16 protein-coding genes are annotated in these 18,639 nt (G+C 67.9%); 4 read left to right on the forward strand and 12 right to left on the reverse strand.

Going from position 1 to position 18,639, the window contains the following annotated elements:
* Nucleotides 1-37: 37 nt before the first annotated feature.
* Complete coding sequence (locus BVE01S_RS02010) at nt 38-1,219, reverse strand: cell wall hydrolase (protein WP_066623556.1); 1,182 nt, start codon at nt 1,217-1,219, stop codon at nt 38-40.
* 235 nt (nt 1,220-1,454) lie between these two features.
* On the opposite strand from BVE01S_RS02010, the gene BVE01S_RS02015 reads away from it, so the two are divergent.
* On the forward strand, nt 1,455-4,694 hold the full coding sequence (locus BVE01S_RS02015; protein ID WP_244878339.1) for a PAS domain S-box protein: 3,240 nt from the start codon (nt 1,455-1,457) through the stop codon (nt 4,692-4,694).
* A 78-nt stretch (nt 4,695-4,772) separates the two neighbouring features.
* On the opposite strand, the gene BVE01S_RS02020 is transcribed toward BVE01S_RS02015, so the two are convergent.
* The gene (locus BVE01S_RS02020) at nt 4,773-5,129 is read right to left on the reverse strand and encodes a DUF6481 family protein (protein WP_017504725.1); all 357 of its coding nucleotides are present in this window, start codon (nt 5,127-5,129) and stop codon (nt 4,773-4,775) included.
* Between the two features lie 246 nt (nt 5,130-5,375).
* Nucleotides 5,376-5,561 carry a hypothetical protein gene (locus tag BVE01S_RS02025; protein ID WP_066623564.1) on the reverse strand — a complete coding sequence of 62 codons (186 nt, stop codon included), beginning with the start codon at nt 5,559-5,561 and terminating at the stop codon, nt 5,376-5,378.
* Nucleotides 5,562-6,009: 448 nt separating this feature from the next.
* Here BVE01S_RS02025 and BVE01S_RS02030 point away from each other — a divergent pair, with 448 nt between their 5' ends.
* The gene (locus tag BVE01S_RS02030) at nt 6,010-7,134 is read left to right on the forward strand and encodes a cell wall hydrolase (protein ID WP_084375240.1); all 1,125 of its coding nucleotides are present in this window, start codon (nt 6,010-6,012) and stop codon (nt 7,132-7,134) included.
* Between the two features lie 21 nt (nt 7,135-7,155).
* Here BVE01S_RS02030 and nadC read toward each other — a convergent pair whose 3' ends face one another.
* The 4 genes from nadC to nadA are packed head-to-tail and all read right to left on the reverse strand — an operon-like array spanning nt 7,156 to nt 11,531.
* Nucleotides 7,156-8,013, reverse strand: a complete 858-nt coding sequence (gene nadC, locus BVE01S_RS02035; RefSeq protein ID WP_066623566.1) for a carboxylating nicotinate-nucleotide diphosphorylase — start codon at nt 8,011-8,013, stop codon at nt 7,156-7,158.
* The gene (locus tag BVE01S_RS02040) at nt 8,010-9,524 is read right to left on the reverse strand and encodes an L-aspartate oxidase (protein WP_066623568.1); all 1,515 of its coding nucleotides are present in this window, start codon (nt 9,522-9,524) and stop codon (nt 8,010-8,012) included. Before BVE01S_RS02040 ends, nadC begins: the two co-directional genes overlap by 4 nt.
* A complete protein-coding gene (locus BVE01S_RS02045) occupies nt 9,521-10,381 on the reverse strand; it encodes a metalloprotease (RefSeq protein ID WP_066623570.1) in 861 nt (286 codons plus the stop codon). The genes BVE01S_RS02040 and BVE01S_RS02045 overlap by 4 nt, the downstream gene beginning before the upstream one ends.
* A gap of 58 nt (nt 10,382-10,439) precedes the next feature.
* Complete coding sequence (gene nadA, locus BVE01S_RS02050) at nt 10,440-11,531, reverse strand: quinolinate synthase NadA (protein ID WP_174523839.1); 1,092 nt, start codon at nt 11,529-11,531, stop codon at nt 10,440-10,442.
* A 190-nt stretch (nt 11,532-11,721) separates the two neighbouring features.
* Between nadA and ilvA the strand changes: the two genes are divergently transcribed.
* Nucleotides 11,722-13,236, forward strand: a complete 1,515-nt coding sequence (gene ilvA / locus BVE01S_RS02055) for a threonine ammonia-lyase, biosynthetic (protein ID WP_066623572.1) — start codon at nt 11,722-11,724, stop codon at nt 13,234-13,236.
* Between the two features lie 69 nt (nt 13,237-13,305).
* A complete protein-coding gene (locus BVE01S_RS02060) occupies nt 13,306-15,513 on the forward strand; it encodes a methyl-accepting chemotaxis protein (protein ID WP_066623578.1) in 2,208 nt (735 codons plus the stop codon).
* Nucleotides 15,514-15,552: 39 nt separating this feature from the next.
* Here BVE01S_RS02060 and BVE01S_RS02065 read toward each other — a convergent pair whose 3' ends face one another.
* The 5 genes from BVE01S_RS02065 to BVE01S_RS02085 form a co-directional block, all read right to left on the reverse strand.
* Nucleotides 15,553-15,951, reverse strand: coding sequence for a host attachment family protein (locus BVE01S_RS02065; protein WP_066623579.1), 399 nt, complete (start codon nt 15,949-15,951; stop codon nt 15,553-15,555).
* A 118-nt stretch (nt 15,952-16,069) separates the two neighbouring features.
* Complete coding sequence (locus BVE01S_RS02070) at nt 16,070-16,597, reverse strand: methylated-DNA--[protein]-cysteine S-methyltransferase (RefSeq protein ID WP_066623581.1); 528 nt, start codon at nt 16,595-16,597, stop codon at nt 16,070-16,072.
* The gene (locus tag BVE01S_RS02075; protein ID WP_244878340.1) at nt 16,581-17,660 is read right to left on the reverse strand and encodes a bifunctional transcriptional activator/DNA repair enzyme AdaA; all 1,080 of its coding nucleotides are present in this window, start codon (nt 17,658-17,660) and stop codon (nt 16,581-16,583) included. Before BVE01S_RS02075 ends, BVE01S_RS02070 begins: the two co-directional genes overlap by 17 nt.
* Before the next feature lie 70 nt (nt 17,661-17,730).
* The gene (locus tag BVE01S_RS02080) at nt 17,731-17,940 is read right to left on the reverse strand and encodes a helix-turn-helix transcriptional regulator (protein ID WP_066623588.1); all 210 of its coding nucleotides are present in this window, start codon (nt 17,938-17,940) and stop codon (nt 17,731-17,733) included.
* The gene (locus tag BVE01S_RS02085; RefSeq protein WP_066623589.1) at nt 17,933-18,634 is read right to left on the reverse strand and encodes a hypothetical protein; all 702 of its coding nucleotides are present in this window, start codon (nt 18,632-18,634) and stop codon (nt 17,933-17,935) included. The genes BVE01S_RS02080 and BVE01S_RS02085 overlap by 8 nt, the downstream gene beginning before the upstream one ends.
* Between the last annotated feature and the right edge of the window lie 5 nt (nt 18,635-18,639).

Below are 18,639 nucleotides of genomic sequence, written 5' to 3' on the forward strand. Positions count from 1 at the left end.
CAATGCTCGGAGTGGCGAAGCGTTGCAATGCAGGATGTCAGTTCGCGGGGCGACCGACTTCCTCCACATCCATCGTCGTGACGCCTGTGGGCGCCGGGGCGGCGGGTTTGGTGGACGATGCGGGCCGCTCCAAGGCGTTCAAGCGCGCGTTGATGGCGGCGACTTCATCACGCGTCGGCAGGCGGCGACCGCCCAGGCTGACCACGCCGACGACCCGCTGCTGACCATCGATCTCGACCGTCTTCAACGGCGCGTCTTTCAGCGGAGCGTCGGGATCGGCGCCGCCGGTTGCAGAGCCGGCCGCGATCGTCATACGGGGACGCGAGAAACGCGCCTCGTCGATCGCCGGCTCGCGCCCATTGTAGGTTTTGCGGAAGGCGGCCGTTTCGCCATAGACGCCCTTCCAACGATAGAAGATGTGCGCGCCGATCTGCGTCACCTTGGCCACCGTCGGCGCCCACCAGGGATGCACATAGTCGGCGTGATAGTGGGTGGCTGTGCCGACTTCCTGAGCCACGACGCCGTTCAGCGCGCGCTCCGCCACCTTGCGCGCCCGCTCCCACGCCCAGCCGACCGGCGTCTGGCCCAGCGAGCCGTCGCAGGTGAAGCTGAACTGACAGCCCGTGACGCGTTCGGCGCCTTCGAACACCACGCCGCAGACGGTGTTGGCGTAGTTCGGATCGCGCACGCGGTTCAGGACCACCTGCGCCACGCCCGCCTGGCCGTTGTCCGGCTCCAGCGCCGCCTCGTAATAGACCGCCTGGGTCAGGCAGCGCAAAGCCCGCCTGCGATCCTCGGCGCTGCCCTTGAACACGAACGACAGGGCAGGACGCAGCGCGCCAGACGCGGGCGCCATGGCCGCGTTCAGACGTTGGGCCTCAAGGCCGCTCTTGCCCGGTTCCAGACCCGGCTTTCCGGCCAGCGTCAAGCTCTCCCAGCCTGGCGTCAGCCCGTAGAGAGCCGGCTGCAGAAGGTTGGGATCATGCCGCATGGCGACGGCCAGCTGCGACGGCGTCAGTCGCCCCTTGATCGCGGCCAGCCCGCCCGCGCCGAGGTCGCCGCCGGTAATGCGCGAGACCGCCTCAGCAGTCCGATCCATATCGGGCCGCACGCTGGACCCCGCCGCCATGGCGACGCCCAGCACCGCGCCGGCCGCGGGCAAGGCCGCCGCCGAACGCCGCAGCGCCTTCCACATCGTCTTCCAGGGCAACCGGGTCATTCAGGGTCCAATAGCCGCGATCGGCGCACCGGCCTTTCGCTGAGATCGCGCGTCTAGTCCGACTTATAGGCCATTTTCCGGCCTCACGACGACCGCCGTTATCAAACCCCCTGCGCGTCAGGGGTGGTCGCCCCAAACGCAAGGTGTAAAACTATGTTCCAGCGGAGCAAACGCGTCGCTGGTGGGGCGAACCGACGATATGAGCGCAGGCGGATCGAAACGGCGGATCGCGGTCATGGATCGCTGGCTGATCGGCCTGGCGCGCTTGTCGACGGCCTCGCCGACGCATCGCCTTTTGATCGGGATCGGCATCGCCCTCGCGGGTCTGGCGATCCGGGCGGCGGCGTCGCCACTGTATGGCGAGGTGACCGGCTTCACCATCCTGTTGCCAGCGGTGACCCTGGCCGCTCTGGCGGCCGGCTGGACCGGAGCCTTGACGGCGCTGGCGGTGTGCACCGGCGGCGGCTGGGCGATCGTCGCGCTGACGGCGACCGGCCGGGATGGCGTGCTTGACGCCATCGGTGGTGCGGCGACCTGGAACTTCGTTCTCGTCGGCCTGTTCATCGCGGCGGTGGGGGCGTCGCTCCGCAAGGCCCTGTCGCGGTTGAGTGAAAGCGAGACCCGGTTCCGCGAACTGGCCGATACCGCCCCCTCACCAATCTGGCTGCTGGACGCCAAGGGCGAGTTCGAGTTCGTCAACGCCGCCGTCTTCACCCTGCATGGACTGGACATCGAGGCGTTGCGCGAAGGCGGCTGGAAGACCGCCGTTCACCCCGACGATCTGGAGACCGTAAAGGCGGCCGAGAAGGCCGGCGCCACTGATCGCAAGCCGTTCCAGATGGAGGCGCGCGTTCAGGGACAAGACGGCGTCTGGCGCTGGATGCGGGCCGTCGTGCGGCCGCGCTTCGATGGGCAAGGCACCTTCGTCGGCTATGCCGGCATCTCGTTCGACGTGACCGAAACCCGTGAAGCTCTGGATGCGGCGGCGCGCGCCGCGCGACGTCAGGCGTTCCTGCTGGACCTCAGCGACCGGCTCCGCGACCTGACCGATCCCGAAGACATCATGGCCGATGTGGAGAGCACGCTTGGCGCCCTGCTGGATGTCGAGCGGGTGGGCTATGGCGAGGTCGATCAGTCGGCGGGCGTCGTCTCCATGAGCCGCGATTGGACCGCCGGCGTCGAAAGCGCTCAGGGTCAGTTCAGCCTGAACGCCTTTGGCGAAGGTCTGATCTCGGATTTGAACGAAGGCCGCACCATCCAGATTTCAGATGTGCGCGAGGACCCTCGCACGGCGGCGGTCGCCGACGCCTTCGACGCCATCCAGACCCGCGCCCTGGTGCGCGCGCCGCTGATCCGGACCGGACGTTTGCGCGCGTTTCTCTATGTCCATTCGGCGACGCCGCGCGACTGGACCGAGGCCGAGGTCAGCCTTGTCGAAGAAGTCGCGGCGCGCACCTGGGCCGAGGTCGAGCGCGCCCGCGCGGAAAACGAGACCCGTGAGAGCGAACAGCGGTTCCGCGCCATCGCCGACACCGCGCCGGTGCTGATCTGGGTCACGAAACAGGATCGCACGCGCGCCTTCGTGAACCGCGCCTATGTCGATTTCCACGGATCGGACTATCAGACAGTCCTCAACCTGGATTGGCGAAGCGCGCTGCATCCCGAGGATCAGGCGCGCATCCTGGCGGAATCGATTAACGGGGAAGCGACGCGCGAGCCCTTTTCGATGGAGGCGCGCTATCGCCGCTACGACGGCGAATGGCGCTGGCTGAAGTCCTTCTCCCGTCCCCGTCTGGCGGGCCAGGAGGTCGTCGGCTTCGTGGGCGTGGCGTTCGACGTGACGGACATGCGCACGGCCCAGGCGCGACTAGAGGAATCCGAGAACCGCTTCCGCACCGTCGCCGACAGCGCGCCCGCCCTGATCTGGATGAGCGACGACGCCGCCCAGATGGTGTTCGCCAACAGGCGCTACCGCACCTTCTTCGGCGTCGAGGCGGACGCGCATCTGCCCGATAGCTGGCGACGCCTGATCCACCCGGACGACGAAGGCGTGTTCGCCGCCGCCTTCATGCGCGCCTTCGAGGCCCGGGATCGGTTCGAGGCGCTGACGCGGATCAGTCATCCAACGCTCGGCCCGCGCTGGCTGCGGACTGAAGGCGTGCCGCGCTTCGACGCCTCAGGCCTATTCCAGGGCTACGTCGGGGCCTGCCTTGATGTGACCGACGCCAAGCGGGCCGAAGACGACCTGAAACGCATCAATGAACTGCTGGAAGAAAGGGTCGACGAGGCCCTGATTGAAAAGGCCCAGGCCGAGGCGCAACTGGTCCATGCCCAGCGGATGGAGGCCGTCGGGCGGCTGACCGGCGGGGTCGCGCATGACTTCAACAATCTGCTGACCGTCGTGATCGGGGCGTTGGACATCATCCTGCGCAGCGAGGACGCGGCCAAGCGTAAGAAGCTGGGCGAGGCGGCGTTGGCGGCGGCGCGTCGGGGTGAGAGCCTGACGCATCAGTTGCTGGCCTTCTCGCGTCGTCAGGCTCTGCGGCCCGAGCCGATCGATCTGAACGCCCTGATCCGCGAGAGCGAACCGCTGCTGCGTCGAGCCGTCGGCGAGGCCGTGGACTTCAAGGTCAAGCTGAAGCGTGGCGGCGCGCCCGCCAATGTCGATCCGGCCCAGTTCGAAGCCGCGCTGCTGAACCTGATCGTCAATGCGCGCGACGCCCTGGGCGATGTGACCGGGGCCAAGGGCCGCCAGGCCCGCATCACCGTGCAGACGCGGGCCTGCACGGTCGAGGCCGGACAGATCGCCGAACTGGCGGCCGGCGACTATGTCTGCGTCAGCGTCGCCGACAACGGCGAAGGCATGTCGCCGGACATCCGCGACCAAGTGTTCGAACCGTTCTTCACCACCAAGGGCGTCGGCAAAGGGACGGGCCTGGGGCTGAGCCAGGTCTATGGGTTCGCACGCCAGTCAGGCGGCGGCGTCCAGATCATCTCCGAGCCGGGACTTGGGGCCGAGATATGCATCTTCCTGCCGCCCCTGTCGGCAGAGGACGCCGCGATGACGTCGAACCTGGTCGCCGCCGATGGCGCCCCCTTGGTCGAGGGCGGGCGGATGTTGCTGGTGGAGGACGACGCCGGCGTCGCCGCCATCGCGCTCGAAATCTTGGAAGGTTTCGGGCTGGAGGTCGACTGGGCCGAGACGGGCGACGATGCGCTGAAGTTCCTTCAAGCCGACGACTTCGATCTGATGCTGACCGACGTGGTGATGCCCGGCGGCATGAGCGGCATCGATTTGGCGCGCGAGGCGGCGGCGCGCTGGCCGGATCTGCGGATCGCCCTGACCTCGGGCTACGTCGGCGAGGACGTGGATGCGGTGCTGGCCGACACGGTCTGGCCGCTGCTGCGCAAACCCTATTCGTCGGACCAGTTGCGCGCCCTGCTGGAACGCCTCAGCGCCGCGACGACGAACTAACGAAGCAGGACCCGACGGCCAAAGAAAAACGCGCCGCAGCGATGCGACGCGTCGATCTGTTTGGAGCTGCAGCTGGATTTAGCGGCGGGCCTTGCGGGCGGCGTAACGGGCGTCGCGCTTGGCCTTTTGCTCTTCCTTGGTCAGTTGCTTGCGCGCCTTGCGGTCGGCGCGCTTCTCGGCGTCGATCTCTTCCTGAGCGGCGAGTTCGGCGGCCAGACGCGCGGCTTCCTTTTCAGCCTTCTCGCGACGCAACTCGGCCTTGGCCAGTTCATGCTGCTGACGCAGGGCTTCCTTTTCGGCGGCGCGCTTTTCGGCCAGGCGGTCGAACTCGGGATCGGGCGCGGCGGCCTTGGGCTTGAATTTGGCGAGCAGGGCCTTCTTGGCCTCTTGCTGGGCGGTAATGCGGTCGGAGAATCCGGTCTTCAGATCTTTCATGCGAAAGCGTCAGGGTTCCTTGTGAGCGACCAGGGCGGTCGTCGGGGGTCAGGCTGCGTCACGCACGGCCCGAAGCGGGGCGCACAAAGCCGATAAGCGCGCGAAAATCAAGGTTCGCAGCCCGCAAATCGGCCTGATGCGTCATTTGGAGCGTCGCGGCGGCGTGGCCGCAACACTTCGATCAGATAGGCGCCGCAGCCCTGATCGCAAGCGCGGCGATAAGAGCGTGCGTCGACCGAGGCGGTCTTAGTTCGGCTTTTGCGCTTGGCCGACAGCTGTCCCGGCCGCACCGCCCACGGCGGCGCCGACCGGGCCGCCGACGACCGCGCCGGCGATAGCGCCGCTGGCGGCCTTCTGTTCGATGGTCGCGCCGCAGGCGGACAGGGCGAGCGCCGCCGCAGCGGCTGCGGTCACGGTGATAATTTTTGTCATGGATTTCTCTCCAAAGGCCACGCTTGAACGCGAACGCGGCATAGCGGTTCCTGGCTTGAGCTCTAGTTGCGCCGACGACCACCGCCACAATTCTAAACAGATTTGTTCGCTCCATTTAGTTTGCTGCGATGCAGCATATCTAGACATAGCAAGTTTAACTGTTGATAGATACAGTATTCGGCCTATAGATTTATCCAGTCTTGCCGTTTTGCAGCCACACGGGTCGCCGAGACTGAAAAATACCTACCGAATCCGAGGCGTTAACCATCGGATTGCAAATCGAACACATTGAGGCCATAAAAGGCTGGCTAAAGGCCCGTCCTCGACGCCCGGGCCACTGAGCCGAGCGCCGGAATTTGCAGGCTGGACCGCGACCGCAATGGGTCGCCTCGCCGGCAAGACTACCCCGGGGGCTGCGTTTCTCGCCCTGCTGAACAGGACTACCTCGTTGTCGCATTCCTCGCAGACGCGCGCCATTTTGCGCGCCGATCGTGTGGCCAAGATCAAGCCCATGACGGCTGCTGCAGCCTTTGGCGGTCTGTTGGGACTGGCGATCGGATGCGCCTATCTGGGCGGCACGACGGCGCGCGCGACGACGCTGCGCGCCCAGGCCGAACGGATTCAAGGCGCCACCGCCGCCGGTTTCACGGAAGAAGCCCTCGCCGCCGCCGCCGGCGGCCTCGACGCCAGCGCCCTGACCATTGCGCGTCGACACGATCCCTACACCAGCGCGGGCTCGGCCCAGCGCGATCGCCAGGCTGAACTGCTGGCCGCCCGTCTCGAACAACTCCGCGCGCCCGGCGATCCCAACCTTCGCCGCGCCAGCCTGATAGCACCGACCGCCGCGCCCGCCTTCCGGGTGGCCAACGCGCTGGACGCCAGCCGCGATCTCGATTGCCTGACTCAGGCCGTCTATTATGAAGCCCGTGGCGAGGGCGCCGACGGCATGAAGGCCGTGGCTCAGGTTGTCCTGAACCGCGTGCGCCACCCCGCCTTCCCCAAGACGGTCTGCGGCGTCGTCTTCCAAGGGGCGGCGCGCAGCACCGGTTGCCAGTTCTCCTTCACCTGCTCGGGCGCGATGCGCGGCCGCGTCAACCAGGCCGCCTGGAACCGCGCCAGGACCGTGGCCTCGAACGCCATGTCGGGGTCGGTCTTCTCGCGCGTCGGCAATGCGACCCACTTCCACACCACCGCCGTGACGCCGGGCTGGCGTTCTTCGCTGGTGCAGGTCAGCCAGGTCGGCAGCCATCTGTTCTATCGCTTCGGCGGCCGTTCGACCACCGGCGGGACCTTCACCTACGCCGCCCGTCGCGCGGCGCCGGCGGACCAGCCGCGCCTGATCCAGGCCGGCCTCAACCCGATCGAAACCGCGCGCCAGGCCGGACAGGCGGTCGCCTATTCGATGGTGCTGGCGCAGGAAGGTCGCGCCCTGCCCGCGCCGGCGGCCCAGTCGACGACGTCTTCGCCTGCCGCCACGCGCGCCGCCGCGGCCCAACCGGCTTCGCGCCCTGCGCGGGCTAACGAGACTTCGGCCAAGACCGAAGTCGCCGAAACGGCCTCCAGCCCCGCCTGATCGGCGGACGCCTGGAGGCCGTCAGAGCGCGTCCAGGCCGATATCCAGAACCGGCGCCGAATGGGTCAGGGCGCCGACCGAGATGACGTCCACCCCCGTCTCGGCGATACCGCGCACCGTTGTCAGATCGACCCCGCCCGAGGCCTCAAGCACGATCCGTCCCGCGACGCGCGCCACGGCGGCGCACAGGTCGTCCAGGCTGAAGTTGTCCAGCATGATGACATCGGGCGCCGCACCCTCGTCGATCAGGGCCAATACGGCGTCCAACTGATCCAACCCATCAACCTCGACCTCGACCTTCATCAGATGTGGGGCGAAGGCTTTGGCCCGCCGAACCGCCTCGGCGACCCCGCCGCAGACGGCGACGTGGTTGTCCTTGATCAGGATGGCGTCATCCAGACCGAAGCGGTGGTTCGTCCCGCCGCCGCAGGCCACGGCGTGCTTCTCCAGCGCGCGCATCCCCGGCGTGGTCTTGCGCGTATCCGCGATCCGCGCCTTCGTCCCGGCGACGGCCTCGACATAGGTGCGCGTTAGAGTCGCCACGCCGCTGAGCCGTCCGACCAGATTGAGCGCTGTCCGCTCGGCCGAGAGGAAGGCGCGCGCGTCAGCCTCGACCACCGCCAGCACGGCGCCCGCGTCAAAGGCGTCGCCGTCTCTCAAACTCAAATCGACCGAGGCCTTGGGGTCCATGGCCAGCACGGCCAGGCGCACGCAGTCGATGCCCGCCAGCACGCCAGGCTTCCTGGCCGCAAAGGCCGCCCTCATCCGCGCATCCTCAGGGATGCAGGCCATGGCGGTCACATCGCCCGCCCGACCCAGATCCTCGGCAAGCGCCAGCCGCACGACAGGCTCGATCAGGACTTCTGGAAGTCGTCTCATTCCGCCGCCTCCAACGCCGCCGGGTATGGGATCCGCACACGCGTATGCACCGCCGCCCTATCCGTCTGCGGATAGTCCGACCGGTAGTGCCCGCCCCGGCTCTCATGCCGGTCCAGCGCCGCCTGGGCGATGAGCCGCGCCGCCAACAGAACGGCCGCCGGCCCGTGCTGGCTCTCTAGCCGGCCGATCAGGGCGATCAGGCCCGACAGCCCCGCCGCATCGCGCACCACGCCGGCATGCGCCGTCATGGCGGTCCGCAGTTCGGCCATCGCTGCATCCGGCAGGTCAGGCGAAATATCAGCCGCCAAGGGGCGGCCGCCGCCGACTTCCTGTGCCGCCGACCGGCCCGCGCGCCGACCGAAGGCCGCCGCTTCCAGCAGGGAGTTGGACGCCAGCCGGTTGGCGCCGTGAACGCCGGTCGCCGCGCACTCCCCGACCGCATAAAGGCCCGCAACCGTCGTACGGCCGTCCGCGTCGGCGGCGATCCCGCCCATATGATAGTGGCACGCCGCCATCACCGGGATCGGACTGATGCGTGGGTCCAGCCCGGCGCGCATGCAGGCGGCGAAGACGGCGGGGAACGCGTGAGGAAACTCGTCCCCGATCGCCGTGCGTGCATCCAGAAAGGCCCCTCGCCCGTCGGCGCGCGCCGCATGGACCGCTCGCGCCACCACGTCTCGCGGCTTCAGATCGGCGTCGTCCGCCTCGCCCAATAGACAGCGTCCCTGACCATCGATCAGTCGCGCGCCCTCACCCCGCAAAGCCTCGGTCGCCAGCGGCGCGGGGTCCAGTCCCACGTCGATGGCGGTGGGGTGGAATTGGACGAACTCGGGATCGAGGATTTCCGCGCCGGCGCGCGCGGCCAGAGCCAATCCCTCGCCCTTCAACGCGGCCGGGGTCGTGGTCGCCGCGAACAGACCGCCCGCCCCGCCTGTGGCCAGCACCACCGCCGTCGCCGTGATCTCGACCAGACGGTCGCCGCGCACGACCATCGCCCCGACCACTCGGCCGTCGGCATCCTGCGACAGGGCCTTCAGCCGCGCGTCGTCCCAGACCTCGATCAGCTTTTCAGCCCGCACCGCGGCAACGACGGCAGACAGGATGGCCCGGCCCGCCCCGTCGCCGCCGACCCGGGCCACGCGGGGAACGGAATGGGCCGCCTCCAGGCTGACGACGAAGCCGCCGTCCGCATCCCGGTCAAACGGCGCGCCCAGGGCCGCCAGCCACTCGACCGTCTCGCGCCCGGCGTCGGTCAGGGCGCGCGCCGCGACCGGCTCGACCAGCCCCGCGCCTGCCGCCTCGGTATCCTTGGCGTGCAATGCGGCCGAATCCTGCGCCGTCAGCGCCGCCGCCATCCCGCCCTGCGCCCAGGCGGACGAACAGGCGTTCAGCAAGGGCTCGGGCGTCACGACGAGAACCTTCGCGCCGGTCTTGGCCCCCTCCAGCGCGGCCGACAGCCCCGCCAGCCCGGCCCCTACGATCAGAGGTCCGTCATGCCGCATTCGGTTCATCGTCCAAAGCCCAAATAGTTGAGGCCCAACTGCACCGCGCCGGCCGGATCGCCCCCGGTCATCGGCATAAGGGCGCCGACGGCCGCCGCCGCGCACACCGCGAGGGTCAGCAGATAGAGGGCCAAGCTCTTGGCCGCCTCGGGCCAGCTCAGCGTTCCCCAGGCCGCACGCCAGACGCCGCGCTTCAAATGGCTGAACACCGATAGAGCCAGAAAGGCGGCCAGAATGAACCGCCCGGTCGTCAGCCCCCACCAGACCACCGCCACGCCGATGACCAGCAGCACGATCTGCTCCAGACGCGGATGCACACGCGTCAGCACCGGGCCAAGAGCCTTGGATCCATCCAGAGGCGGCGCAGGCACCAGGTTCACCAGATTGAGCATGGCGATGAAGAAGGCGCCCATCAGCCACTCTCCCTGCCCCAGAACCATCCAGACCCCGACGAACGGGATCATCGCCAGCAGGCCGAAGGCCGGTCCGGCCAACGACACCAGAACCCCGTCCCACTCGCTTTTCGGCTCACGCCGCGCCTTGGCCAAGCCGCCAAGGAAGGGGATGATATAGATGCGGGCCGGCCCCATGCCGAGCTTGTTCATCGCCAGAGCGTGACCCGCCTCATGGACGAACAGCCCGATCAGCACCGCGCCCGCCACGATGGCGCTGCCCGTGATCCACCACAGGAAGCCGCCCATCAACGCCGTGGACAGCATCGCCCACACCAGGCCTTGGTCCTTCTCGACCGGCGCTTCGGCTGTGGGCGCCGGCGCGGTTTCACGCGCCGATGTCGCTTCGGGCTTGGCGTCCCAAGGTCCCGGCGTGCGGTGGGGCGTCTGATCTGTGGTGTCTGTGTTGCTCATGGCGTCCAGATGGGCGCGGACGACCGTCCCGTCGCCGGGACCGATCGCCGCGTCACGCTCAGATCAGCTCGACATCGACGTGGTGGCGCGCCTTGACCAGGTCGTAGCGCGCGGGAATGGCGGGCGGCGGCAGGTCGATCATTCGCTGCACCGCCAGGCGTCCACGCTCGATCATGTCCGTCGGCACCGTGACCTCGAACTGCATGTGCAACAGGCAGTCGCGGATGTTCTGAAGCGTGATCCGCTTCATGTGCGGGCACAGGTTGCACGGGCCGATAAACTGCACGCCCGGCACGTCGCCGGCCACGTTCGAGGCCATCGAACATTCGGTGATCATCACCACCTGTTTGGGCCGGCGCGCCTCGACATAGTCGGTCATCGCCGCCGTCGAGCCGGCGAAGTCCGCCGCCGCCAGCACGTCCTCAGGGCATTCGGGGTGGGCCAGGATTTCCGCGCCCGGATAGGCGGCGCGCATCTCGGCGATATCGCCGACCGTGAACCGCTCGTGCACCTCGCAGCGGCCCTTCCAGGCGATGATCCCGACCGTCGTCTGGGCCGCGACATTGCGCGCCAGGAACTCGTCCGGGATCAGGATGACGCGGTCCACGCCCCATTCCCTGGCTGCCCATTCCACCACCTGAACGGCGTTGGCGCTGGTGCAGCAGATGTCGGTCTCGGCCTTCACATCGGCGGTGGTGTTCACATAGGTCACGACCGGCAGCCCCGGATAGCGCTGCTTGATCAGCCGCACATCCGCGCCGGTGATCGACGAGGCCAGCGAGCATCCGGCGCGCAGGTCGGGGATCAGGACGGTCTTTTCCGGGCTCAGGATCTTCGATGTCTCGGCCATGAAGTGAACGCCCGCCTGCACGATCACCTTCGCGTCCGACCGCGCGGCCTCCTTGGCCAGGCCCAGGCTATCGCCGACATAGTCGCCGACCCCGTGGAAGATCTCGGGCGTCATATAGTTATGGGCCAGGATCACGGCGTCGCGTTCACGCTTCAGCCGGTTGATCTCGCTGATCAGGCGCGCCTGCGCGGGCCATTCCAGCGGCGTGACGTGGTCCTTGACCTTGGCCCACACCCCCGCGGTTTCCCGCTCCATCTCTTTCGTCAGACCAAAGGCGCCGTCAGCCATGATCATCTCCATACCCTTATGCTCACATTTAGCATAAGCAGGCGCAATGTAGGCCTATGCGGGCGCTGTGCAAGAGGAAATGCATGCCGCCTCCTATCCGCCACCGAAGACAAAGATTTGCAAAAACCGTTCCCATTTCGGCGAATATCGCCTAGACGGCAGCCCACTTCTTTGCTTCCAAGCGCCTATCCGCAACATTTCCATGCAGGACACCATCCGCCGCATCCTTACCGCCCGAGTCTATGACGTGGCGGAGGAAACGCCCCTCGACCCGCTGCGCCGCCTGTCGGCCCGGCTCGACCGGCCCGTCCTGCTGAAGCGCGAGGACTTGCAGCCGGTCTTTTCGTTCAAGATCCGCGGCGCCTACAACAAGATCGCCGGCCTGTCGGAGGACGAACTGTCCAGGGGCGTCATCTGCGCCTCGGCCGGCAATCACGCGCAAGGGGTGGCCCTGGCGGCCGCACGCCGCAACATTCCCGCCACCATCGTCATGCCGACCACCACACCCGGCATCAAGGTCGCGGCCGTCCGCGCCCTGGGCGGCGAGGTCGTCCTGCACGGCGACAGCTTCGACGAGGCCTACGCCCACGCCCGTGAGCTGGAGGGCCGGACCGGCGCGGCGTTCATCCATCCCTTCGACGACCCCGACGTCATCGCGGGCCAAGGCACGGTTGGCCTCGAGATCGCGCGCCAGCATGCCGACCCGATCGAAGCCATCTTCGTGCCCATCGGCGGCGGGGGCTTGGCCGCTGGGGTGGCGTCCATCGTCAAATTCCTGCGGCCCGAGACCCGGATCATCGGCGTCGAGCCAGTGGATGCCCCGACCATGAAGTCCGCCATCGATGCGGGCCAGGTCGTGACCCTGAACGAGGTCGGTCTGTTCGCCGACGGCGTCGCCGTGCGTCGAGCCGGGACCGAGACCTTCCGCCTGTGCAAGGATCTGCTGGACGAAATCGTGCTGGTGGACACCGACGCCATCTGCGCCGCGATCAAGGACATCTTCGACGACAGCCGCGCCATCGCCGAACCCTCCGGAGCCGTCGCGCTGGCCGGGCTGAAGGCCTGGGCCGCCGCCCACCCCGGAAGCGGCAGTCTGATCGCCGTCAACTCGGGCGCCAATCTGAATTTCGACCGGCTGCGTCATGTCGCCGAACGGGCCGAGATCGGCGAGGGCGCCGAGGCCCTGCTGGCCGTGGCGATGAAGGACGACCGCGACGACTACCGTCGATTCCTGGACAGTCTGGACGGTCGTTCGGTCACCGAGTTCAACTATCGCTGGTCTGGCGACGGGCAGGCGCAAATCTTCGTCGGCGTCGCCCTGCGAAACGGTCCGCATGAACGCGACGACCTGATCGCGGCCCTGCGTTCGGGCGGTTACGCCGTCGAGGACATGAGCGACAACGAGACCGCCAAGCTGCACGTCCGCTACATGGTTGGCGGCCGCACCGTCGGCCTGCCCCACGAACGCATCCTGCGCTTCCAGTTCCCCGAACGCCCCGGCGCCTTCCTGCGCTTCCTCAATAGCCTCCAGCCAGCCTGGGCCCTGACGCTATTCCACTATCGCAACCACGGCGACGACGTCGGCCGGGTCCTCGCGGGCATCAGCGTGCCGCCCCAGGAACAGGACCAACTGACCGCCGCCCTGGCCGATCTGGGCTACCCCTACGTCGACGAGACCGCCAACCCGGCGTGCCGCCTGTTTCTGGATGGCGCGTAGCTACGTAGTGTGACCTTAACCGGGCGTTTGCGGGCGGCGGCGCATGGATACAGGCCTACGGAGCCCGTCATGTTCTCGTTCAATCGCCTGTCCATCGCCCTGAAGCTCGCCGTTGTGGCGGGACTCGCCATCGGCGCCTTGATGATTGTCGCCGCCGTCGGCGTGACGGCCTATTCCGGCGCGATCGTCCGCGACATGGCCGGCCGATATGCCGAAAGCGCTGCGCAAGAGGCCTCGCAAGAGATCCGCAACGAGATCGTCTCGGCCGGCACGGGCGCCAAGACCCTGGCCGCAACCCTGGGCGCCGCACGACAGACGGGCCTGACCGACCGCGCCGCCTATCTGGCCCTGGTCAAGCCAAACGCCGAGGCCACCGATCAGGTCATGGGCGCCTGGTTCATGGCCGCCCCCGACGCCGTGGGGGCCGACGCAGCCCACCGCGGCGATGCGGCGACCAGCTCCAACGTCAACGGTCGTCTCTCAATCTATTGGGTACGCCGTGACGGTCAGATTGCGATGGAGCCCGAAGCTGACGGATCGGACTTCGAACAAGCCTATTACACCGAGCCGATGGCCAGCGGCGCGCCGGTCGTGGTCGAGCCTTATGAAGAAAGCATCGCCGGCGGCAAGGTCGCGATGACCTCTGTCGCCTACCCGGTGCGCGCCAACGGCCGCATCATCGGCGTCGCGGGACTGGACATCACCCTGGCCAACCTGTCGCAGCGCTTGGCGGCGATGAAGCCGCTGGGCACCGGCCGCGTCGCTCTGGTGTCGAACAAGGGCGTCTGGGTCGCGCATCCCGACGCCGCCGTGCGAGGCCAGGCCTATGCCGACGCCGGCGCGGACATCGTGCGCAACGTCATCGCCAAACGACAAGCACAGGCGGTCGAGGGCGTCAGCGTGAACGGCGAGCCGGTTCGACGTCTGGTTCAGCCCGTGATCCTGCCCGGCCAAAAGGCGACCTGGGCCGTCGTGCTGGACATCCCCGTCAAGACGATCGAGGGCCCGGCGCGGCAGTTGGCTTTGATGCTTCTGGTCGGCGGCGTTCTGATCATCGCCGCCATCATCGTCGCCCTTTTGATCACCAGCGACCGTCTGATCCGACGCCCACTGGCGCGTCTGACCGCCGATGTGCGGACCATGAGCGACGGACGCTATGACATCCCCGTGGCCGGTGCGGACAAGGCCGACGAACTGGGCCGGATTGCGCGGGCGCTTGAAGGGTTCAGGCTCGAGCTTGCGGACGGACTGGCGCGGCGCGACCAGCAACAGCGCGAACGTGCCGCCGCCGAGACCGACCGTCGCCGGCACGCCGAGGAGACCGAGCTTTTCGCCGCCTCGCAAACGCGCGCTGTCGAGACTTTGGGCGAAGGTCTGTCGCGTCTCGCCGCCGGCGAGCTGGCCTGGATAATGCCGGAGGCGGGCTTCACCGCCGACACGCGTCGCATCCCGGAAGATTACAACGCCGCCCTGCATCAGTTGCACACAACGATGACCGGCATCTGGACCACGGCTCAGTCGATGCGCGGCGGATGCCAGGACATCGCCGCCGCCGCCGACAGCCTGTCGCGCCGGACCGAACAGCAGGCCGCCGGTCTGGAGCAGACCGCCGCCGCGCTGGACGAGCTGACGCAGACGGTGCGTAGCAGCGCCGAAAACGCCGAGCGCGCCCGCGGCATCACAGAGGCGGCGAAGGCGGCGGCCGACAAGGGCGAAGCCGTCGTCCACGACGCGATCGGCGCCATGTCGGAGATCGAGCAGTCCTCGACCCAAATCAACCAGATCGTCGGCGTCATCGACGAGATCGCCTTCCAGACCAGCCTGCTGGCCCTGAACGCCGGCGTCGAGGCCGCCCGGGCCGGGGAAGCCGGACGCGGTTTCGCCGTCGTCGCATCCGAGGTGCGGGGCCTAGCCGAACGGTCAGCCAGCGCCGCCAAGGAGATCAAGGCGCTGATCGCCCTGTCGCAAAGCAATGTGCAGCGCGGATCCGATCAGGTGTCGCTGACGCGCGATAGCCTCAGCGCCATCGCTGTCCAGGTGGCGGAGGCCAACGCCCTGGTTCGCACCATCGCCGCCGCGACGCGCGAACAGTCCGTCGGCATCGGCGAGATCAATGTGGCGATCAATCAGATGGATCAGTTCACGCAGCAGAACGCCGCCATGGTCGAGGAATCCACAGCCGCCAGCCACGCCCTGACGAACGAGGCCGGCGAACTGGAGGGTCTGATCAGTCGCTTTGATCTGGGTCAGACGGCGCAGTCGAGACGCGCCGCCTGATCAAGGGACGGGCGCCGCGCAGCGCCCGTCTGACTGACGTTATGCCTTGTCGATGGCGGCGGCGATCTGATCGCTGGAATGGCCGGTCAGGTCCTTGGCGATCTCGCCGACCAGCTTGCCTTGAAGGTCCTTATGCCAATGCTTGCGCAGTTCGCCCAGCGTCTTGGGCGCCGCGATCACCAGCAGTTCGTCAATCTTGTTGGTGACCGACCATTTGTTTAGCACCTCGGCGACGCCCATGGCGAAACCGTCCTCGGCCTGGGTGTCATTGTCGGGGTTCGCCTCATTGGATCGGCGGCCGGCCGAACCCGAAACCCGATCCGCGATGGCCGGGCTTTCCAGCGGCGTCAGCTTGATGTCCGAAGCGTTCGTATTCTTGAACAGGGCCAGCTTCTCGCCATCGACCACCGCCACCAGCGCGCCATTGGAAAGTTTCATCGTCGATACTCCAGTCTGTAGGGATCGAGACAACGAACCGGGACGCAGGCCGTTGCCTCGCGCCGCCGATCCCATAGTGTCGCGCGACGAAACCGAAGCCCGCTCCATCCACCCAAGGCTAGAGCAGCCGGCCGCCCGCTTCATGCGCCAGCAGCCAGCGTTTGCGCTCCAGCCCGCCAGCATAGCCGGTCAACGTTCCATTCGCTCCGATCACGCGGTGGCAGGGCACGATGACGCCGACCGGATTGGCGCCGTTGGCCAGGCCCACGGCGCGGACGGCCTTTGGCGCGCCGATGGCCGCAGCGAGCTGACCATAGGTGCGGGTCTCGCCGGTCGGAATGTCGCGCAAGGCCTTCCACACTGCGCGTTGGAAATCCGTGCCGCCGGTTCGGACCGTGATGAAATCAAAGGCGGTCAGGTCGCCGCCGAACCAGGCCTCGACCGCCCCACGGGCCGGCTCCGGCGCGCGGCCTTCGGTCAGTACGACCTCACCGTAGTGGCGGCGCAGCAGCAGGCGCAGACGGGCTTCGTAGTCGTGGAAGTCCAATGCCCGCACCGCGCCGTCGGCGTCGGTGACGACCAGCACCTCGCCGACGGGAGAGGGAATGCGATCCAGGGTCAGATGCATGTCAGGCTGCTTGGTCATCTCGCCGCTCCTCGCTCAGGGCCCAGTAGAGTGCGCCATAGGCCCGCCACGGCCGCCACCGCTCGGCGCGCGCCAGCAGCGCGGCGTCCGTCGTCGCCAGCCCGTCGCTGAGCGCATCCTCGCCGGCGTCGATCCAGTCGCCCGCAAGCCTCAACCCCGGCCTGCCCCTGATTGCGGCGTGCAGAACCGGATCGGCCGACAGGTCGCGCGTGATCGCCTCGGGGTCGGCGGCGAGGTCGAACACGCGCCGCACCCGCGCCAGCACGCCCGGCAAGGCTTTCAGATTGTCGATCCGCGCCTCGACCGCCGCCTTGCCCGATTGAGCGGGGCGCACCGTCACCGCACCCTCCGTGCCATCCACGTCGGGGCGCAGCGGCCGAGTCCAGACGCCATCGACAACCGCCTCGCCCGCGACGCCGCGCGTCGCCAAGGTCGTCATCATGGCATCCCAGTCATAGGGCGGGCGGTAGGACAGGCCGATCTTTATCACCCCGCCCGCTTCGGCCTCGACCTTGCGACGCCGCAGGTCGGACGGTGCGCGCCCATACAGGGCCTGAAACGTCTCATTGAATCGTCGTACGCTGCCGAAACCCGACGCCATCGCCACCTCAGCCATCGACAGGGTGCTCTCGTGGATCAACTGTTTGGCCAACAGCACGCGCCGCGTCTGGGCCACGCTGACCGGGGCCGCGCCCAGATGCTGGCGGAACAGGCGGCGCAGCTGCCGCTCGCCCATGCCCAGCCGTGTCGCCAGTGCGTCCGTGTCGCCGACATCCAACGCCCCCGCCTCGATCAGGGCCAGGGCCCGGCTGACAGTGTTGGACGTGCCGCGCCAGGCGCCCATTTCCGGCGCCGTCTCGGGCCTGCACCGCAGACAGGCCCGCAAGCCAGCCGCCTCGGCCGCTGCTGCGCTGGGGTGAAAGACCACATTCTCGCGCTTCGGCGTTCGCGCCGGGCAGACCGGCCGGCAGTAGATCCCCGTCGAGGTCACGCCGGTGAAGAAACGCCCGTCGAAACGGGCGTCCCGCGCCACGACGGCGCGCCAGCAAGCCTCCTGATCCAAAACCTGATCCATGCCCGCAGGATGCGCCGCCCGCCCGACGATGTCTCGCGGTTTTCGGACATGGATCGGATCATTCTCTCAGGAAGAACAAGGCCTCGACCGTCGTGTCCAAGGCCCGGGCGAGTTCAAGGGCCAGAACGGTCGAGGGCACGAAGACGCCGTTCTCGACCGTATTGATGGTCTTGCGCGAGACGCTGGCCTTGTCGGCCAACCCCTGCTGCGTCAGGCCTGCGGCGGTGCGCGCCTCTTTCAGCCGCGAGCCGAGCCTGGGATCACCCATCGCGACCGGCCTCGCGATCCAGCCAGGCGAACCGCAGGCCCGCCGACGCCCCGCCCAGCGCCAGGACATACGGCAGAGCCAGCACGCCATAGTCTGCGCGCCATAGACCCAGACCCAGCGCCACGGTCACCCCGCCCATCAGCACGACAAAGGCCAGGATCATTGATCGCGCCCGCAGAACCTGCGTCAGCTCGTCTTCCATCAAGCGGCGGTTCTTCTGCGCGTTCCAATCCCAGCCCATGACGAGCACAGGGATCAGCCAGCCGTACAGAACCGGCAGCAAGATCTGCACATAGGCGCCCAGGTTGTGGTCGCCGCCCAGGACCCTCTGCATGGCCAGATGCGCCTGAGCCATGAAGAGCAGCAGCACCAACGGATAGAGGACCAGCTGTTGCGTACGCCCCCGCTGCAGCTTTTCGCGGCGTGCGCCGTCCCGGCTCTCCGCCACATCGATCGGCTGTCCGGGGCGGCCGCACCAGGCCATCATGGCGCCGATGAGCATCAGCCCCAAACCAAAGCCGGCCGCCACGCCCGCCGTCGTCGCCTGGTCGCCCTCTGTTCCATGCATGAGGGCGAAACCCGCTCCGCCGGCCAGGGCGGCGGCGCCGATGACGAGCATGGCGACGCCGCCCCACCAGTATCGACGCCGGCTCGACTGCACCCGCATAACAGCGGCGTTTTCGTCCTTGTTCACGACTT

The organism is Brevundimonas vesicularis NBRC 12165, assembly GCF_001592205.1.
Classification (GTDB): domain Bacteria; phylum Pseudomonadota; class Alphaproteobacteria; order Caulobacterales; family Caulobacteraceae; genus Brevundimonas; species Brevundimonas vesicularis.

Excerpts from the sequence above, each read along its gene's own strand:
- BVE01S_RS02010 (WP_066623556.1), bottom strand. The coding sequence starts at position 1,219 with ATGACCCGGTTGCCCTGGAAGACGATGTGGAAGGCGCTGCGGCGTTCG.
- nadC (WP_066623566.1), bottom strand. The coding sequence starts at position 8,013 with ATGAGACGACTTCCAGAAGTCCTGATCGAGCCTGTCGTGCGGCTGGCG.
- BVE01S_RS02065 (WP_066623579.1), bottom strand. The coding sequence starts at position 15,951 with ATGAAACTTTCCAATGGCGCGCTGGTGGCGGTGGTCGATGGCGAGAAG.
- BVE01S_RS02015 (WP_244878339.1), top strand. The coding sequence starts at position 1,455 with ATGGATCGCTGGCTGATCGGCCTGGCGCGCTTGTCGACGGCCTCGCCG.
- BVE01S_RS02080 (WP_066623588.1), bottom strand. The coding sequence starts at position 17,940 with ATGGGTGATCCCAGGCTCGGCTCGCGGCTGAAAGAGGCGCGCACCGCC.
- BVE01S_RS02070 (WP_066623581.1), bottom strand. The coding sequence starts at position 16,597 with ATGACCAAGCAGCCTGACATGCATCTGACCCTGGATCGCATTCCCTCT.
- ilvA (WP_066623572.1), top strand. The coding sequence starts at position 11,722 with ATGCAGGACACCATCCGCCGCATCCTTACCGCCCGAGTCTATGACGTG.
- BVE01S_RS02020 (WP_017504725.1), bottom strand. The coding sequence starts at position 5,129 with ATGAAAGATCTGAAGACCGGATTCTCCGACCGCATTACCGCCCAGCAA.
- BVE01S_RS02045 (WP_066623570.1), bottom strand. The coding sequence starts at position 10,381 with ATGAGCAACACAGACACCACAGATCAGACGCCCCACCGCACGCCGGGA.
- BVE01S_RS02025 (WP_066623564.1), bottom strand. The coding sequence starts at position 5,561 with ATGACAAAAATTATCACCGTGACCGCAGCCGCTGCGGCGGCGCTCGCC.
- BVE01S_RS02040 (WP_066623568.1), bottom strand. The coding sequence starts at position 9,524 with ATGAACCGAATGCGGCATGACGGACCTCTGATCGTAGGGGCCGGGCTG.
- BVE01S_RS02060 (WP_066623578.1), top strand. The coding sequence starts at position 13,306 with ATGTTCTCGTTCAATCGCCTGTCCATCGCCCTGAAGCTCGCCGTTGTG.
- nadA (WP_174523839.1), bottom strand. The coding sequence starts at position 11,531 with ATGGAGATGATCATGGCTGACGGCGCCTTTGGTCTGACGAAAGAGATG.